The sequence below is a fragment of the Mesorhizobium sp. M4A.F.Ca.ET.022.05.2.1 genome, assembly GCF_003998845.1.
Lineage (GTDB): Bacteria > Pseudomonadota > Alphaproteobacteria > Rhizobiales > Rhizobiaceae > Mesorhizobium.
The window spans coordinates 1-17,279 of sequence record NZ_RZOJ01000089.1 but is presented as its reverse complement, the minus strand read 5'-3'; the positions used below and the strand labels follow the sequence as shown (position 1 = coordinate 17,279).

Here is a 17,279-nt window from a genome sequence, read left to right as displayed (position 1 = left end):
CTGCCCTGCTCGATCGCGCTCGCCTTCGTGCTGTTCATCATTTTCCGCCAGGTGTTCTGAGCGGCCAAGTTCTCAAATAAAAGGCAGCGCCGGTCGCAGCCGCTGCCTTTTTCTTTGTGGCTGTTCCATGGCTGTTTCGAGGCGCCGGCGGGACAGCACCCTCCTCTGGCCTGCCGGCCATCTCCCCGCAAGGGGGAGATCAGCGGCTTCAGCGCGGACCTCCATTGTTGCAATGCCGGAGATTAGCGAAAGCCGAACAGAGGGGGTGTGAGGGAACTCGACGGGGGTGCCGTATGGACAGGCCGCGATCTTTCGCCGGCGGCTAAGTCGGATCCTCGCGGTGGAGATCGTGGATGGTGACGCCCTCGGCATTGGTCGGCAGCGTCAGCCACTGGCGGTGGCGCAGTGTGCGCTCGGTGTCCTCCAGCCCCATCTCCCAATGTTCGCGCATCGAGGTGCCGGAGAACTCGTAGTCCTTGGCGTGGCCCTCGTAGCCCTTGTGCTGGTAGATCAGGTGGACGATGTTGACGACGCCGGCGTCGGAATAATCGGCGATCAGATCCCTCTCACCCTCCTTCAGCAGTTCGGGGGGAACGCGCTTCAGCGCGTCGAGCAGCTTCATCTTCAGCGCATGGATGCGCTGGAAATTGTCGGTGTTCTGGCGCGTGCGGCTGGAATACATGATGTCCTTGTGGCGCGACAGCACGTCGGCCATGCCGCGCGGCAAGGCGCCACGCGCGCTGAACAGGTCGACCTGGAACACCAGCGAGGAGCGGTCTTCTTCCTGGTCGAGCAGATATTGCAGCGGCGTGTTGGAGACGATGCCGCCGTCCCAGTAATATTCACCCTCGATGCGGATCGAGGGGAAAGCCGGCGGCAGCGCGCCGCTCGCCATGATGTGCTCCGGGCCGATGCGCACCTTGTCGGTGTCGAAATAGACGAAGTTGCCGGTCCTGACATTGACCGCGCCGACGCTCAGCCGCTTCCTGCCGTCGTTGAGGATGTCGAAGTCGATCAGGCTTTCCAGCGTGTCCTTGAGCTCGGCGGTGTTGTAGAAGCTGGTCGCGCCCTCGGCGCCCGGCTGCTCGAACCAGGGATTGGGCGAGCGAGGCTTGAAGAAGCCGGGCTGGCCCATCATCATCGTCATCCACGAAGAGGTGCGGTTGCGGATGTCGCGATAGATGTCGCCCTCTGGCGTATAGGCCCAGATCTTGCGCCCGGAGATCGTCTGCCAGAACTGCTCCAGCCGCTCCAGCCTACGGCTCGGCTCGTTGCCGGCGATGATCGAGGCGTTGATGGCGCCGATCGACACGCCGGAGAGCCAGGTCGGCTCGCAGCCGGCATCGGACAGCGCCTGGTAGACTCCAGCCTGATAGGCGCCGAGCGCGCCGCCGCCCTGGAACACCAGGGCGATGCGGTCATACTGCGCCGTTATTTCCTCGATCGAGGCGGCGACCGCCTTGTTTCGGGTGCGTTCAAGCACGGGCCTTCTCCGGCTGGGTTGCGTTCGCCCAGGAATGGCCGCGGTCGGCGAGATAGTCATGGACGACTTCGCCCAGCCCAAGCGTAAGGTCGGCGGTGAAGTGGACGGCCGACACGATGTCCAGCACCGGCAGCTTCGCCACGTCGGCCATGACATGAGGGCGAAGGTCGAGCGCGGCCGGCGCCGTCCAGGCCTCCTTCAGCGTCACGTCGGTAAGGTAGTAGCGAACCAGCTCGCAGATGCGCGGCGTGCCGTCGACATGCGGGATGATCTTGATGAGGAAGTTGGGCGCGGCGAGCGAGGCGAGCACCTGGTCGTGGTCGGCCTCCTGGTGCTTGTAACCCATCGTGCTGGTGGCGCATAGGACGCTGCCATAGTGCAAGGTGCCGACAACCACCTCGCCCTCATGCACGATCTTGGGGCTGGCGAGCTTCTTCGGGAAACCCCAGAGCTCGCGGCCGCCGGCGATCGGCGCATCGTCGTCGAGATACATGGAATGGACATAGCCGCCGTGCTGGCCCTTGTAGCGCACGGGGATGACCTGGCCGGTCTCGGTATAGTCGCCGAAGCCGGTCGAATCCGGCATGCGGATGAACTCGTACTTGACCAGCGGCTCGTCGATCTCCAGCGGCGCCGGCACGACCGCCTCCAGCGCCTCGCGTGTCGTGCGGTAGGTGATGATGATGTATTCGCGGTCGAAGAAACGGTAAGGCCCGGGCGGGAATGATGGATTGGTGAGCGGCATCGCATAGGCGCGCTTCACGACGTCGTCGATTTTCAAGCTATTTACCCATCGGTTGCAGGAATAATACGCTCGAAACGCGCAGGAGGACTATGTTGCACGGCACCATGACAGTGCCATGTCATCGACCTTGAGGCCAGCACGCAGTCTCCTTTACAGCATCACAACATTGTAATCGCACCACATATGGTCATGACATTGTTATGTTGCGGCGCACAAACTATGTGCGGAAATATCCCCTTCAATCCTGTCGCGAGATCATCATGGGTTCCCTTTCCTCGAAGAACGCCCTCGTCACCGGCTCTACCAGCGGTATCGGCCTGGCAATCGCCCGCGCCTTTGCCGCCGAGGGCGCCAATGTCACCATCAACGGCCTCGGTGACGCAGCTGATATCGAGCAGGAGCGCGCCGGCATCGAGAAGGATTTCGGCGTCAAGTGCCGCTATTCCGATGCCAACATGATGGACGGCGCGGCCGTCAGCGCCATGGTGCGCGAGGCCGATGCGGCTTTCGGCAGCCTCGACATCCTGGTCAACAATGCCGGCATCCAGCATGTCGCGCCGATCGACGAGTTTCCCGACGACAAATGGGAAGCGATCATCCGCATCAACCTGCTGGCGGCCTTCTACGCCATCAAGGCGGCACTTCCCGGCATGAAGGCGCGCAAATGGGGCCGTGTCATCAACACGGCTTCCGCGCATGCGCTGGTCGCCTCGCCGTTCAAGTCGGCCTATGTCTCGGCCAAGCACGGGATTGCGGGCCTGACCAAGACGGTGGCGCTCGAAGTCGCCCAGGCAGGCATCACCGTCAACGCCATCGCGCCCGGCTATGTCTGGACGCCGCTGGTCGAAAAGCAGATCCCCGACACGATGAAGGCGCGCGGCATGACCGAGGAGCAGGTCAAGCACGACGTGCTGCTCGCCGCGCAGCCGACCAAGGAATTTGTCACCGTGGACGAGCTCGCCGCGCTGGCGCTGTTCCTGTGCTCGGACGCGGCCAAGCAGATCACCGGCACCACCCTGCCGATGGATGGCGGCTGGACGGCGCAGTAAGCGTCGCAACCGCCGCGAGTATGGCTCGCGGAAGCTCATTCCTTGACAAGGGCGAGGGATCGTTCCAGCATCCTGGGCAAGGGGTTCCCCGCGACGACCCCGTGAGGCGTCAGCCCAACGTTCGCGTCCAAACTCTCTTTGTTCTGGAGGTGGACGCCATGCCGTCAACAACCGAAATCACCGTACAGCAACTTTCTCGTCTCGCCGGCCTGCCGGATGCGCCCGTCCTCGTCGACGTGCGCGTCGAGGAGGATTATCAAGCCGATCCGCGCCTGCTGCCGGCATCCAGCCGGCGCGATTTCAGGACCGTCCCGACCTGGGCGGCGGAGTTCACCGGCTCCAGGGTCGTCGTCATCTGCCAGAAGGGCCAAAAACTCTCGCAAGGCGTCGCCGCGTGGCTGCGCCATGAAGGGATAGCGGCGGAATCGCTGGAAGGTGGCTTCGAGGCCTGGGCGGCGGCCAAGGCGCCGCTGGTCACGGCCGGCGCGATTCCGCCCCGTGACGACAAGGGCCGCACGGTCTGGGTGACGCGGGCGCGGCCCAAGGTCGACCGCATCGCCTGCCCATGGCTGATCCGCCGCTTCGTCGATCCCAATGCGGTGTTCCTGTTCGTCGATGCGGCCGAGGTGCCGGCGGTGGCCGACCGCTTTGCGGCGGTTCCCTTCGACATCGACAATGTGTTCTGGAGCCATCGCGGCGAGCGCTGCACCTTCGACACGATGATCGAGGAATTCGGGCTGCGCTCCGAGGCCCTCGATCGCCTGGCCTTGATCGTGCGCGCCGCCGATACGGCACGGCTCGACATGGTGCCGCAAGCGGCGGGCTTCCTTGCCGCCTCGCTTGGCCTGTCACGCATGTTCCGCGACGATCTCGAGCAGCTCGAGGCGGGCATGCTCATCTACGATTCCTTCTTCAGATGGTGCCGCGACGCCACCGAGGAAACGCACAACTGGCCGAGCGGGAGCAAGCCGTTATGAACGACCTCATGGCGGGCAACGATGCCGAGACCGCCCGTGTGCCGCCGGCGCCGAGTTTCAGGGAGGCGGTGCGGCTGTGGGCCAGGATCGGGCTGCTCTCCTTCGGCGGGCCGGCCGGGCAGATCGCCCTGATGCACAAGGAACTGGTCGAGGAGCGCCGCTGGATTGGCGAGCAGCGTTTCCTGCATGCGCTCAATTATTGCATGCTCCTGCCTGGTCCCGAGGCGCAGCAGCTTGCCGTCTATGTCGGCTGGCTGCTGCACCGGACCGCCGGCGGTCTCGTCGCAGGCATCCTGTTCGTGCTGCCGGGGGCGCTGGTGATGCTAGGCCTCAGCAGCTTCTACATGCTCTACAATGATGCGCCGGTCATCGAGGCGCTGTTTTTCGGCGTCAAGGCGGCGGTGCTGGCGGTGGTGGTCGAGGCCGTCATCCGCATCGGCAAGCGGGCGCTCAAGAACCGGGTGATGGTGGCGATCGCGGTCGCCGCCTTCCTCGCCATCTATGTCGTCAAGCTGCCGTTCCCGCTGATCATCCTGCTGGCCGGACTGGCTGGCTGGGTCGGCAACCGCGTCGCGCCGGCCCTGTTTTCCGGGTCGGCGCATGGCAAGAGTGGCGTTGCCGACGACAGCAAGGGCGCCGTCGACCTGATGTTCGAGCGCGGCGAACTCGAGCACACCAGGCCGACGAAGTGGCACGCGCCGCGCACCATCGCCATCTGGCTGCCGATCTGGCTCGGGCCGGTGGCGCTGATCGCGGCGCTGACCGGACCGGCCAGCGTCTGGTCGCAACTAGGCAGCTTCTTCAGCGTCATGGCGGTCGTCACCTTCGGGGGCGCCTATGCGGTTCTCGCCTATGTCGCGCAAGCGGCGGTGTCGTCGTTCGGCTGGCTGGCGCCCGGCGAAATGGTCGATGGGCTCGGCCTTGCCGAGACGACGCCCGGGCCGCTCATCCTGGTGCTGCAGTTCGTTGGTTTCGTCGCCGCATACCGGCACGCCGGCGCGATAAACCCGCTGCTCGGCGGGGCGCTCGGATCGCTGCTGACCTTGTGGGTGACCTTCGTGCCCTGCTTCTTCTGGATCTTTCTCGGCGCGCCCTACATCGAACAGCTACGGCAGAACAAGGCGCTGTCGGCGGCGCTCGGCGCGATCACCGCGGCCGTCGTCGGCGTGGTGATGAACCTGGCGCTTTGGTTCGCGCTGCATGTCGTCTTCGGCACGGTGCGCAGCGTCGGCCTGGGCATGGAGATCCCGGTGCTGTCGTCGCTCGACTGGCGCGCCGCGCTGCTTTCGATCGCAGCGATGGTCGCCATGCTCAGGCTCGGGGTCGGCATGCTTCCGACGCTGGCCGCATCGGCGCTGGCGGGGCTGGCGTTGCAGGCGCTTTGACGCCTGCGCCATCACGGCGGCACGCTGCAAGACGGCGGCGCATCGGTCTGGCGGCAACCGGTGCGGCCATCACGGCAGGGTGATTTCCAGTCCGATCGAACGACGTGGTGTTGTCGGCGGGCAGCATCGGGGGCTACACGCTTTATGCGCGTGTGCCGCAATGAGGCCCGGTGCCACGATTGTCTTTCGAGTTGGAACGCAGCATGACGCTACTGACGCGCCGCAACCTTCTGAAAACCACGGCGGTGGCCGGCGCGGCCGGTATCGGGCTGTGCGCCATGGGCAGGTTCGCCAGCCGGGCCTTGGCCAGGCCCGATCCGGTGATGCTGAAGACGGCGAGGATCGAGGCGAAGCTGATGGATGTCGGCCAGACCAGGGATGTGCTCACCTATGGCGAGGCCGGCATGCCGCCAGTGCTCAGGATGAAGAAGGGTGAGCCCTTCGCCGCGCGGCTGATCAACGGCATCGACGATCCGACGACGATCCATTGGCACGGCATCCGCGTTCCCAACAAGATGGACGGCGTGCCGTTCCTGGTGCAGCCCTATGTCTACACCGGCGATCATTTCGACTACGCGTTCACGCCGCCGGACGCCGGCACCTTCTGGTATCACCCGCACTGCAACACGCTGACCCAGATGGGCCATGGGCTGACCGGCGTGATCGTGGTCGAGAACCCGAACGATCCGCAATTCGATGCCGAAATGGTGATCAATCTGCGCGACTGGCGACTCGGCGATGACGGCCAGTTCATCGACCAGTTCCGGCCTCGCGATGCAGCAAGGGCGGGCACCTATGGAACGGTGCGCACCGCCAACTGGCTCGACCAGCCGCAATTCGACGCGCCCGCCGGCGGTTTGGTGCGGCTGAGGGCCGCCATTACCGACGTCACCCGCGTCTACGCCTTCCGTGTCGAGGGAGCCGAGGCGGCGGTCGTCGCGCTCGACGGCAATCCCGTGCCGCAGCGCTTCGCGCCCGACGCCTTGCAACTTGGACCCGGCCAGCGGCTCGACCTTGCCATACGCATGCCCGACGACGAGGGTGCCATCGTCAGCCTCAGGGACGTCAGGGGCACCAAGCCCAAAATACTGGCGACGCTGCGCGCGGTCGGAAAGTCGCTTAGGCGCGACGTTCGCGATCTCGCGGCGCTGGAAGGCAATCCGGTGGCGGAGGTCGATGTCGCCAGCGCGAAGCACATTTCGCTGGCGCTCAGCGCCACCGCGGAAAACGTTCCGGCCGACGGCATCTGCGGCTCGCTCGGTTACAGTTTCTGGGCGATCAACAAGGTGCCGTGGCCGGGCGACACGCCGGACCCGACCGCGCCGCTGGCCGAACTGAAGCTCGGCAGGAGCTATGTCATCGACATGGAGAACCTGACGCCGCAATCGCACCCGATCCATCTGCATGGGATGAGCTTCAAGGTGCTGTCGTCGTCGACGCGCCGGGTCCAGCCGCTCGTCTCCGACACCTATCTCATCCAGCCCGACGAGAAGGTTCAGCTGGGTTTCGTGGCCGACAATCCCGGCGACTGGCTGCTGCATTGCCACATCATCGAGCACCAGAAGTCGGGGATGACGAGCTATATCCGGGTAGCCTGAAGGGACTGGTCGCAACGCATGACGGCGGCTCGCGGCGCGGGCAAAGGCTGGTTTTTTCGCAGCCACTCCGGATGTTGCGCCCCGGCGTTTCCAAACTTGAACGGGTGCCATTTCCAAAACTCGCGGCCGCGCATTTACAACTAACATGTTAGTGTGATAAAGCTGCCCGCATAGTGACATCAGGATAGCTTTCGCAGTGACTTCGCGCTTTGGTCTTTCGGTCGCCCTGGCGACGCCTTTTCACGCGTCCGGGCAGATCGCGGTTCCCGCGATGATCGCGCAGGCCAAGGCTTGCCTTGGCGCCGGCTGCGGCAGCGCCACGCTGTTCGGCACCACCGGCGAAGGTGCGTCGATCGGCACCGAAGAGCGGCGCCGCATCATCGAGGCCATGCTTGCCGCCGGCATCCCGGCGCATCAGCTCGTTTCCGGCGTGCTTGTCGATGCGGCCGAAGACGCGGCCGAGCAGGCGCGGCACGCGCTGCAACTGGGCGCCCGCAACATCCTTCTGGCGCCGCCGAGCTATTTCAAGAATGTCGGCGAGGACGGACTGTTCGGATGGTTTGCCGCCGTCTTCGCGGCGCTGGGTCCGCTGGCCCGCGATATCCTGCTCTACAACATCCCGTCGGTCACCATGGTGCCGTTGCCGCTCAGCCTGATTAGCCGGCTGCGCACTGCCTTTCCGAACGTGGTCGCAGGTGTCAAGGATTCGGGTGGCGACTGGAGCTACAGCGAGGCGCTGCTTGCCGCGCATGGCGACCTGGTGATCCTGATTGGCGACGAGCGGCACCTGGCGAGAAGCGTGCGCCGGGGCGGGCAGGGCGCCATTTCCGGCATGGCCAATTTCGTCACCGGCGAGATCCGCGCCATGGCGGTGGAGGGTCGCGACGATGCCCGGGTCGAGAATTTCGTGCTCGAACTGCTCAAATTTCCGGTCATACCGGCGGTCAAGGCGATGCTGGCGCGCCGAACCGGCGATGACGGCTGGCTCGCGGTTCGTCCGCCGCTGGAGCCGACCTCCCAGCAGGGGCGCAAGCAGCTTGCCGCAGCCTATGACCAATTGTTTGCGACAGAGCCGGCCTGACCGGCAAAGGAAGCGCTGAATGGAAGACAGCAGCGAACCGGCGACCCTCAGGGAAAAGGCCTATGCCAGCTTCACCCGGCATTTGCTGGCGCGCGATCTGAGGCCCGGGCAGTTCGTGTCGCAGCGCGAACTGGTTGCCTTCACCGGGCTGCCGCTCGGCGCCATCCGCGAGATCGTGCCGCGGCTCGAAGCCGAGGGCCTGCTGACCACCATTCCGCAGCGCGGCATGCAGATCGCCCATATCGACATCAACCTGATCCGCGAGGCTTTCCAGTTCCGCCTGTTCATGGAGCGCGAGGCAGTGGCGCTGTTCACCGTCAATGCCGCCGATGCCGAGCTTGCTCGCCTCAGGCGCGAGCATGAGGAGATGCTCGCCGAGGCGCTGGCGAAGCCGGCGACGCCGGAGATGGAGGCAAAGGCGCAGGCCATCGACTGGGCCATGCATGACACCTTCATCGACGCGCTGGACAACGAGATCATCGCCAAGGCCTACCTTGTCAATTCGGTGAAGATCCGGCTGATCCACCAGGAGCGGTTCCGCATCGACGGCCGCGTCGTTCCGGTCATGCGCGAGCACCTGGCGGTGATCGAGGCCATGGAAAGCCGCAATCCGCAAAAGGCGGTCGAGGCGATCAGCCTGCACATCGACAATGCGCGCCGGCTGGCGCTGCAGATCTGAGGGAAATGAGCCGCGCCGCGGCAGCGGCGCAATCCACAACGACAGCAACCCCGGGAGGAAGAAATGTCGTCCAATCCGTTTACCCCAACCAGAAGGCAGCTGCTTGCCGGAACCGCCGCTCTTGCCGCCGCCGGCCTCGCCGGCCTGCGCCCCGGCTTTGCCGCCGGCGTCGACTGGAAGCGCTTTGCCGGCACCACGCTCGACGTCAATCTGGTCAAGAGCCCGCGCAGCGACACGCTGATAAAATACCTCGCCGAGTTCGAGGAACTGACCGGCATCAAGGTCAATGCCGAAGCGACGCCCGAACAGCAGCAGCGCCAGAAGACGGTGATCGAGCTCAGCTCCGGCAAGCCGAGCTTCGATGTCGTGCATCTCAGCTACCACGTGCAGAAGCGGCAGTTCGAGAAGGGCGGCTGGCTGGCCGACATCTCCGGCTATCTCGCCGATCCGACGCTCACCGATCCGGCGCTGGTCGAGGGTGACTTCGCCGATGCCGGCATGGTCTTCGCCAAGGACGCGCAAGGCGCGCTGCGCTCGCTGCCGTTCTCGGTCGACTACTGGATCCTCTACTGGAACAAGGAGCTGTTCGAGGCCAAGGGGCTGAAATACCCCGAGACGTTCGAGCAGCTGGTCGCCGCGGCCGAGGCGCTGACCGATGCTTCAGCCAACACCTATGGTTTTGTCGCCCGCGGACTGAAGAACGCCAACACGCCGGTGTGGACGTCGCTGATGCTGGGCTACGACATGACGCCGCTCGACGCCGACGGCAAGCTGCGCACGCTGTCGCCCGAGGCGGTCGAGGCCGCTGGCCTCTACCAGCGGCTGATGACCAAATCGGCGCCTCCCGGCGTTACCGGCTTCAACTGGGCCGAGGCGCAGTCCGCCTTCCTCCAGGGCAAGATCGGCATGTGGTTCGACGGTGTCGGATTCGCCCCGCCGATGGAGAATCCGGAAAAGTCGCGAGTGGTCGGCAAGGTCGGCTATGGCGTCATGCCCAAAGGGCCCAAGGCGCATGCCTCGGGCACGTTCGGCGACGGCATCGGCGTCACGGCGGCCAGCGAGAAGAAGGAGGCCGCCTATCTGTTCTGCCAGTGGGCGGTGTCGCCCGCCATGGGCGCGCGGCTGCTGCAGGCGGGCGCCGGCGTGCCGTTCCGCAAGTCGGTGCTCGAGGATCCCAAAGTACGCGAAGGCGTCACCATGCCGGCAAGCTGGCTCGACGCCGTGGTCGGATCCGGCAATGTCAGCCGGCTGGCGCTGCCGGTCATCATCCCGGTGACCGAGTTCCGCGACATCTATGGCGTGGCGCTGAGCAACATGATCGCCGGCGCCGATCCGGCGGAGGAGCTGAAGAAGGCCACCGATCAGTTCCAGCCGGTCCTCGACCGGAGCGAGCAAGGCTGATGTCCGCCACCACCCCAGAACGGACCGGGGTGACGATAGAAGCCATGGAAGGGAGCCAGACGGTGCGTCTGGCTCCCAACTACTGGCCCTTCGTCCTGCCGGCGCTCGTCGTCGTCGGCGCGGTGATCGTCTTTCCCTGGGCCTTCACGCTGTGGATGAGCGTCAACAGCTGGACGCTCGGCCAGTCGCGCAGCTTTGCCGGGATGGAAAACTATCTCCGCCTGGCGAGCGACCCGCGGTTCTGGGAATCGCTCTGGCATACGCTGACCTACACCTTCCTGTCGGTCGTCGCGCCGATGTTCCTCGGCACCGTCGCCGCACTGATCTTCGATGCAAAGGTCCCGCTGCGCGGCCTGCTGCGCGGCATCTTCGTGATGCCGATGATGGCAACGCCGGTCGCCGTGGCGCTGGTGTGGACGATGATGTTCCACCCGCAGCTCGGCGTGCTCAACTATCTCCTGTCGCTGGTCGGCATTCCGGCTCAGGAATGGATATTCAACGCGAAGACGGTCATTCCCTCGCTGGTCGCGGTCGAGACCTGGCAGTGGACGCCGCTGGTGATGCTGATCGTGCTGGGCGGGCTGGCCTCGGTGCCGCGCGAGCCGTTCGAGAGCGCCGAGATCGACGGCGCCAATGCCTGGCAGCAGTTCCGCTACCTGACGCTGCCGATGATCGCGCCGTTCCTGATGATTGCCGTCATCATCCGCACCATCGATGCGCTTAAAAGCTTCGACATCATCTACGCCATGACCCAGGGCGGTCCGGGCACGGAGTCGGAAACCATCAACATCTATCTCTACAACACCGCCTTCTCCTACTACGACATCGGCTACGGCTCGGCCATGGCCGTGGTGTTCTTCGTTGTGATCGTGGCGCTGTCCTTCATCCTGTTGATGCTGCGCCAGCGCTCGCAATGGATCAACGCGGAGGGCAAATAAGATGACGTCGCGCCTCATCAACCGGATCGGACTGTTCTTCGCGGCCCTGGTCCTCGTCTCGCCGGCGATCCTGTTCTTCCTCTGGATGATCTCGCTGTCGCTGAAATTCGAGATCGACAACGGCGCCTATCCGCCGATCCTGATTCCCGAGCACTTCGCCTGGTCAAACTATGTGAAGGTGTTCGAGGAGAACAACTTCCTGCTCTATCTGGGGAATTCGGTGCTGGTCACCGGCACGGCGACGCTGCTGGCGCTCCTGATCGGCGTGCCGGCCGGCTACGGCATCGCCCGGCTGAAGGCCGAACGGTCGGCGGTCGTCATAATGATCGCCCGCATGACGCCCGGCCTTTCCTATCTGATCCCGCTGTTCCTGCTGTTCCAGTGGATCGGCATCCTCGGCACGCTGTGGCCGCAGATCATCATCCATCTGGTGGTGACAGTGCCGATCGTCGTCTGGGTGATGATCGGCTATTTCGAGACGACGCCGATGGAGCTGGAGGAGGCGGCCAGCATCGACGGCGCCAGCTCATGGCAGGTGTTCCGGCTGGTGGCGCTGCCGATCGCCAAGCCCGGCATCGTCGTCGCCTTCATCCTGTCGGTTATCTTCTCGTGGAACAATTTCGTCTTCGGCGTGGTGCTCGCCAGCCGCGAGACGCGGACCTTGCCGGTCGCCGTCTACAACATGCTGTCCTACGAGCAGGTGAGCTGGGGGCCGCTCGCCGCGGCAGCACTCGTGGTGACGCTACCGGTGCTGGTGCTGACCCTGTTCGCGCAAAGGCAGATCGTCGCCGGGCTGACCGCCGGCGCGGTCAAGGGCGGCTGAGGCCGGTCCGACATTACACGTTTGTGGAGACATGAAATGGCATCGGTGACCATCAACAACGTGCAGAAGGCTTTTGGGACCGCCAAGATCATCCACGATGTCAGCGTCGACATCGCCGATGGCGAGTTCGTCATCCTGGTCGGGCCGTCGGGCTGCGGGAAGTCGACGCTGCTGCGCATGATCGCGGGGCTGGAGACGATCTCGGCTGGCAAGATCGCCATCGGCGAGCGGGTCGTCAACGAGCTCAGGGCGCGCGACCGCAACATCGCCATGGTGTTCCAGAACTACGCGCTCTATCCGCATATGACGGTGGCCGACAATATGGGCTTCGCGCTGAAGATCAAAAGAGCCGATCCGGCCGACACGGCAAGCCGGGTCAAGCGGGCGGCAAGCATACTCGGCCTGGAAAAGCTGCTCGACCGCTATCCGCGCCAGCTTTCCGGCGGCCAGCGCCAGCGCGTCGCCATGGGCCGCGCCATCGTGCGCGACCCGCAGGTGTTCCTGTTCGACGAGCCGCTCTCCAACCTAGACGCCAAGCTGCGCGTGCAGATGCGGGGCGAGATCAAGGCGCTGCACCAGCGGCTGGGCACCACCACCATCTATGTCACGCACGATCAGATCGAGGCCATGACCATGGCCGACAAGATCGTCGTGCTGCATGACGGGCTGGTCGAGCAGATCGGCGCGCCGCTCGACCTATACGATCGTCCGGCCAATCTGTTCGTCGCCGGTTTCATCGGCTCACCGTCGATGAACTTCATCCGCGGCCGCATCGAGGAAGGCGTGTTCCGCAGCACCAGCGGGCTGACGCTGCCGCTGCCGGACGACATCCACCCGGCACGGGTCCCGGACTGCGAGCTCGTCTACGGCGTCCGTCCTGAACATATCCGTGCACGCAGCGAGGGCATTGCCGGCACCGTGACGCTTTTGGAAGCGACAGGTTCGGAGATCTTCGCCACGGTGGATTGCGCCGGCGAGGAAATCTCCTGCCTGTTCCGCGAGCGGCTCGCGCTGAAGCAGGGCCAGGCGGTGCATATCGAGGCCGACCGCGCCTGCGCCCATCTGTTCGAGGCGAGCACTGGCCGGCGTATCTGAACGGCTCGCGTCGACACCGCCGGGGTGGGTCGTCGTGCCAGCTTGCCGGCGCGCCCGGGTGGTGCTTAGGTGCGCCGTCAATGGGCGGGATGTGCCGTGGATCAGCGATGTGAATCGTCGGGGAAGAACTCCGTTCGGACAATTGTAACCGTTCGATGAGGCCGGCCGCCGATTTCCCAGCAGGGCACCGTCTTGTCCTGGCCGTGGCGCGGCTGCTGATCACGCTTCGTCACCCGATGCTTGTGGCGCGGTTTGCGAGGAAGATGGGCTACTGGCCCAATCCCGCCGCGCCCGAGCGTTATAATGAATGCATGCTCTGGCGAAGGCTGATCGACCACAATCCGCTGTTCGTCACGCTGTCGGACAAGCTCGCCGCGAAGGACTATGTCCACGCCGTCTGCCCGGAGCTGGAAGTGCCGAAGACGTTGTGGCGCGGCCGCGATCCCGACGACATCCCGTCGGCGTTGCTCGACGACGCGGTGGTGGTCAAAGCCAACCATGGCTGCGACATGAACATTTTCGTCTCGGGCGGCCAGCCGGATCGCGCCTCCATCGTACGTCAGCTAAGGCTGTGGCTGGGCAAGCGGCAGGGTCGTCGCAACAGCGAATGGGCCTACTGGCGGATCGTGCCGGAGGTGTTCGTCGAGGAGATGCTGCCGCTCGCCGGCGGCGAGATCGCCACCGAGATCAAGGTCCAGGTCTGCAGCGGCGTCGTCTGCCATGTCAGGGCCGAGGACAAGAAGGCGCTCAAGTCGCGACTGTTTGATCCTGACGGCAACCCTTTGGCGGGGCGCGACATCGACTATCCGCGCGAGGATCAGGCGCTGCCCGTCACCGCCCGCCTCGTCGAATTGACTAGGCAAGCTGCCCTGATTGCGCCGCGCATCGCCGGCGATCTCGATTATGTCCGCGTCGATTTCCTGGTCACGCGCGAGCGGCTGTACGCCGGCGAGATCACTGTCTATTCGGCCGGCGGTTATGCAACCTGGAGCAATCCAGCCATCATGGCGGACATCGAGCGGCGCTGGCGGCTCGACCAATCGGACTATCTGCGCAAGCAGCATAGCGGGCTTGCCCGGCTCTACGCCGGTGCGCTGCGCTCAAAATGCCTCCGGGCCCACGGCAGTCCGAAGCCTGTTCCCGTTGCCGAAATCCACCCGCGCCTGGGCATGCCGGACCCGCGCGAGCCCTGAGCGTCCGGCCTGGCGGCCTGTGCAGGTCATCTTGGACCGCAATGCTGCACAGGCACCGACTTCTCACCGTGGCAAATCGAGATGCGGGTTTGTTTTCTCATTCGACCAGACGGACGGGAGAAAGTCCGTTCGCTTTGGACATTTCGCTCAAGGGCTGCGCCCGGATCGTACTTGGCGGTTCAGGCCGCATACCTCTGAACCACGCCCGGCTGCCTTGACCACTGGGCATACCAGCTGTCGAACAGCTTGAGCTGTGCCTCGGCATAGCCGCGCTGGCTGTCGGTCAAGGCATCCGTCTCGTTGAAGTGCAGCCGGTATTCGGGATTACCCTTCAGCACCATCATGTGCTTGAAATAGAGCACCAGGTCCGGACCCTCGTCGAAGGAGGAGAGAACAGCGAGCGCGGCGTCCAGTTCCTGCGCGCGCTGGCGGGCTTCGGCGTCGCCCTTGGCGGCGGCCTGGCTGAGCCCGACGAGGTGCAGGACCTCCTTTGGCAAGACATTGCCGATGCCGGTGATCGCGCCGGACGCGCCGCAATTGACGAAGCCGTGGAAGACGGCGGTGTCGACGCCGATCATCAGCGCCACCTCATCGTCGCGGCTGGTGATGTTTTCGGCCGCATAGCGCAGATCCGACGGTCCGCCGAACTCCTTGAAGCCGACGAGGTTGGGATGTTCGGCGCGCAGCGCGAAGAACAGATCGGCGCGCGTGGCGAAGCCGTAATAGGGGCTGTTGTATATGACCGCGGGCAATTCGGGCGCGGCCGCGAGGACTGCCTTGAAATGGTGGCGCTGCGCGGTGACCGAAGGTCCGCGCGACAAGACGCGCGGGATCACCATCAGGCCTCGGGCGCCGACCTTCTGTGCATGGGCGGCATGCGCCACGGCGCTGGCGGTATTGACCGCGCCGGTTCCGACGATCACCGGCACGCCGGCCTTCACTAGGCGCTCGACCCCCTCCATGCGCTGCGCGTCAGTCAGCAGCGGCCAATCGCCCATCGAGCCGCAATAGACGACGGCCGACATGCCGGCGGCAATCAGCTCCCGCCCCTTGCGAACGAGCGCCTCGAAGTCGGGCTGGCGGTCTTCCGTGCACGGGGTCATCAGAGCCGGCATGCAGCCGGAAAAGACATTGGCGGTCATTCGGGTTCTCCCTTGAGGCTGGCGAACGGGCCGGCTGCCCATTCTGTCCCGGCGCCGGTCGTCTGTCACGGCTTCTTATCCTCTTATCGAGCAATCGCCACAGCTGGGCGGCGCCGGCCGGCGGCACCAAGCCGCTGTTCGACCCCATCGCCTTCGCGTGGCCGGGAGCGGATAATCATCCTTATGGACGATTTTTTTCAACGATCATTCGCCGTTTCGGTATCTTCTTGCGAGGTGGTTTGCTTTGATGGCCACGGAGGCGTGCGAGATGCCGGGACCGATATCGAACCATCGTGGAATGGCAGCGGTCCTGCTCTTGGCAATCTGCCGGTGCCGATTCCCGAAGGTTGAAGAGCAGGGACATGGCGCGGGATGATTTTGCGAATGATTGCATACATCGCGCGCCACAAGTGCGTAGCCTCGTCGCACTAGAGAACAGCCTTACAGGGAGCAACAATGCGCACCAAAGCCTCTATTCGTGTCGTCGGTTGTCATGCTGAAGGGGAGGTCGGCGACGTCATCGTGGGCGGCGTGCTGCCGCCGGCGGGCCGCACGATGATGGACAAGATGATCACGATGGAGCGCGATCACGACCATATCAGGCGCATGCTGATCTGCGAGCCGCGCGGCAGCGTCGCGCGGCACGTCAACCTGCTCGTTCCCTCGACGCGCAAGGATTGCGCAGCAGGCGCCATCATCATGGAGCCGACGGAATATCCGCCGATGTCCGGTTCCAACACCATATGCATCGCCACGGTGCTGCTCGAGACCGGCATGGTGCCGATGCAGGAGCCAGAGACCCGCTTCAAGCTCGACATGCCGGGCGGCGTCATCGAGGTGCGCGCCGAATGCCGCGACGGCAAATGCGTCTCGATCACCTTCCGCAACGCGCCTGCCTTTGTCGACCGCCTCGACGCCGGCATCGAGGTGGAAGGGCTCGGCACTCTTAAGGTCGATATCGCCTATGGCGGCATGTTCTACGCCATCGTCGATGCCACGGCGCTCGGCTTCTCGGTCGCCCCGGACGAGGCGCGCGAACTGGCCGTGGCCGGCGAGAAAATCCGACGGGCCGCGCGCGAACAGCTCGATGTCATCCATCCGGAATTCGACCATGTGCGCGGCGTCTCGATCGTGCAGTTCGCCATGCCGTTCCAAGGGCCGGGCAATGTCACGCGCAACACCTGCATCGTCTCGCCGGGACGCTCCGACCGCAGCCCGACGGGGACCGGCACGTCGGCCCGTATGGCGGTGTTGCAGGCCAGAGGCCTGATGGGCGTGGGCGACGTGCTCACCCATGAATCGATCATCGGCTCCCGCTTCACAGGCAGGATCGTGGACCTGACGGAAATCGGCGGGCGCAAGGCGATCGTCCCGGAGATCACCGGCCGGGCCTGGATCACCGGCGAGCATGCCTATTATCTCGATCCGACGGACCCGTACCCGGAGGGCTATGTGCTGTCGGATACCTGGGGCACTTCCACCTCGATGAAGCAATAGCCGCCCGGCCGCGAGCCAGAGCTGGACACCGCACCGCCACAAAGGCTGGCCGAAACCGAACGGACGATGCCTATACCCTGGTGAAAATCGATATCTATCCCTGCCGCCGTGCCAATCGGCGGCGGTCTCGCCAAACCATTGAAAAGCATGGTGATCCCGACAGGAATCGAACCTGTGACCTACAGATTAGGAA

At 64.7% G+C, this 17,279-nt stretch carries 15 protein-coding genes; 12 read left to right on the top strand and 3 right to left on the bottom strand.

The window, feature by feature from the left end; all coding sequences use genetic code 11:
- Positions 1–322 precede the first annotated feature (322 nt).
- Together EN745_RS12775 and EN745_RS12770 are read right to left on the bottom strand one after the other, a co-directional pair.
- Entirely contained in the window at positions 323–1,483 is a 1,161-nt protein-coding gene (locus EN745_RS12775; RefSeq protein WP_127405966.1) for a patatin-like phospholipase family protein, read from the bottom strand.
- Positions 1,476–2,264 carry an acetoacetate decarboxylase gene (locus EN745_RS12770; RefSeq protein ID WP_127421405.1) on the bottom strand — a complete coding sequence of 263 codons (789 nt, stop codon included), beginning with the start codon at positions 2,262–2,264 and terminating at the stop codon, positions 1,476–1,478. The genes EN745_RS12775 and EN745_RS12770 overlap by 8 nt, the downstream gene beginning before the upstream one ends.
- A 224-nt stretch (positions 2,265–2,488) precedes the next feature.
- Here EN745_RS12770 and EN745_RS12765 point away from each other — a divergent pair, with 224 nt between their 5' ends.
- The 11 genes from EN745_RS12765 to EN745_RS12715 all read left to right on the top strand — a co-directional run bounded on the left by EN745_RS12765 (position 2,489) and on the right by EN745_RS12715 (position 14,447).
- The gene (locus EN745_RS12765; RefSeq protein WP_127421404.1) at positions 2,489–3,277 is read left to right on the top strand and encodes a 3-hydroxybutyrate dehydrogenase; all 789 of its coding nucleotides are present in this window, start codon (positions 2,489–2,491) and stop codon (positions 3,275–3,277) included.
- 158 nt (positions 3,278–3,435) lie between these two features.
- Complete coding sequence (locus EN745_RS12760) at positions 3,436–4,254, top strand: sulfurtransferase/chromate resistance protein (RefSeq protein ID WP_127421403.1); 819 nt, start codon at positions 3,436–3,438, stop codon at positions 4,252–4,254.
- A complete protein-coding gene (chrA, locus tag EN745_RS12755; RefSeq protein ID WP_126058031.1) occupies positions 4,251–5,639 on the top strand; it encodes a chromate efflux transporter in 1,389 nt (462 codons plus the stop codon). Before EN745_RS12760 ends, chrA begins: the two co-directional genes overlap by 4 nt.
- A 203-nt stretch (positions 5,640–5,842) precedes the next feature.
- Positions 5,843–7,237 (top strand): multicopper oxidase family protein, encoded by a 1,395-nt coding sequence (locus EN745_RS12750; protein WP_127421402.1) that lies wholly within the window; start codon positions 5,843–5,845, stop codon positions 7,235–7,237.
- A 196-nt stretch (positions 7,238–7,433) separates the two neighbouring features.
- Positions 7,434–8,318: a dihydrodipicolinate synthase family protein gene (locus EN745_RS12745; protein WP_127421401.1), complete on the top strand. Its 885-nt coding sequence runs from the start codon at positions 7,434–7,436 to the stop codon at positions 8,316–8,318.
- 19 nt (positions 8,319–8,337) lie between these two features.
- Positions 8,338–8,997 (top strand): GntR family transcriptional regulator, encoded by a 660-nt coding sequence (locus EN745_RS12740; protein WP_127421400.1) that lies wholly within the window; start codon positions 8,338–8,340, stop codon positions 8,995–8,997.
- Between the two features lie 63 nt (positions 8,998–9,060).
- The gene (locus EN745_RS12735; RefSeq protein WP_127421399.1) at positions 9,061–10,398 is read left to right on the top strand and encodes a sugar ABC transporter substrate-binding protein; all 1,338 of its coding nucleotides are present in this window, start codon (positions 9,061–9,063) and stop codon (positions 10,396–10,398) included.
- Between the two features lie 44 nt (positions 10,399–10,442).
- Entirely contained in the window at positions 10,443–11,336 is an 894-nt protein-coding gene (locus tag EN745_RS12730) for a sugar ABC transporter permease (RefSeq protein ID WP_245487705.1), read from the top strand.
- A gap of 1 nt (position 11,337) precedes the next feature.
- Positions 11,338–12,159 carry a carbohydrate ABC transporter permease gene (locus tag EN745_RS12725; protein WP_126058037.1) on the top strand — a complete coding sequence of 274 codons (822 nt, stop codon included), beginning with the start codon at positions 11,338–11,340 and terminating at the stop codon, positions 12,157–12,159.
- Between the two features lie 36 nt (positions 12,160–12,195).
- Positions 12,196–13,254 (top strand): sn-glycerol-3-phosphate ABC transporter ATP-binding protein UgpC, encoded by a 1,059-nt coding sequence (gene ugpC, locus EN745_RS12720; RefSeq protein WP_126058038.1) that lies wholly within the window; start codon positions 12,196–12,198, stop codon positions 13,252–13,254.
- A 155-nt stretch (positions 13,255–13,409) separates the two neighbouring features.
- Entirely contained in the window at positions 13,410–14,447 is a 1,038-nt protein-coding gene (locus tag EN745_RS12715; RefSeq protein WP_126058039.1) for an ATP-grasp fold amidoligase family protein, read from the top strand.
- A 179-nt stretch (positions 14,448–14,626) separates the two neighbouring features.
- On the opposite strand, the gene EN745_RS12710 is transcribed toward EN745_RS12715, so the two are convergent.
- Positions 14,627–15,589, bottom strand: coding sequence for a dihydrodipicolinate synthase family protein (locus EN745_RS12710; RefSeq protein ID WP_126058040.1), 963 nt, complete (start codon positions 15,587–15,589; stop codon positions 14,627–14,629).
- Between the two features lie 456 nt (positions 15,590–16,045).
- On the opposite strand from EN745_RS12710, the gene EN745_RS12705 reads away from it, so the two are divergent.
- A complete protein-coding gene (locus EN745_RS12705) occupies positions 16,046–17,086 on the top strand; it encodes a proline racemase family protein (RefSeq protein ID WP_126058041.1) in 1,041 nt (346 codons plus the stop codon).
- Positions 17,087–17,279: the final 193 nt, after the last annotated feature.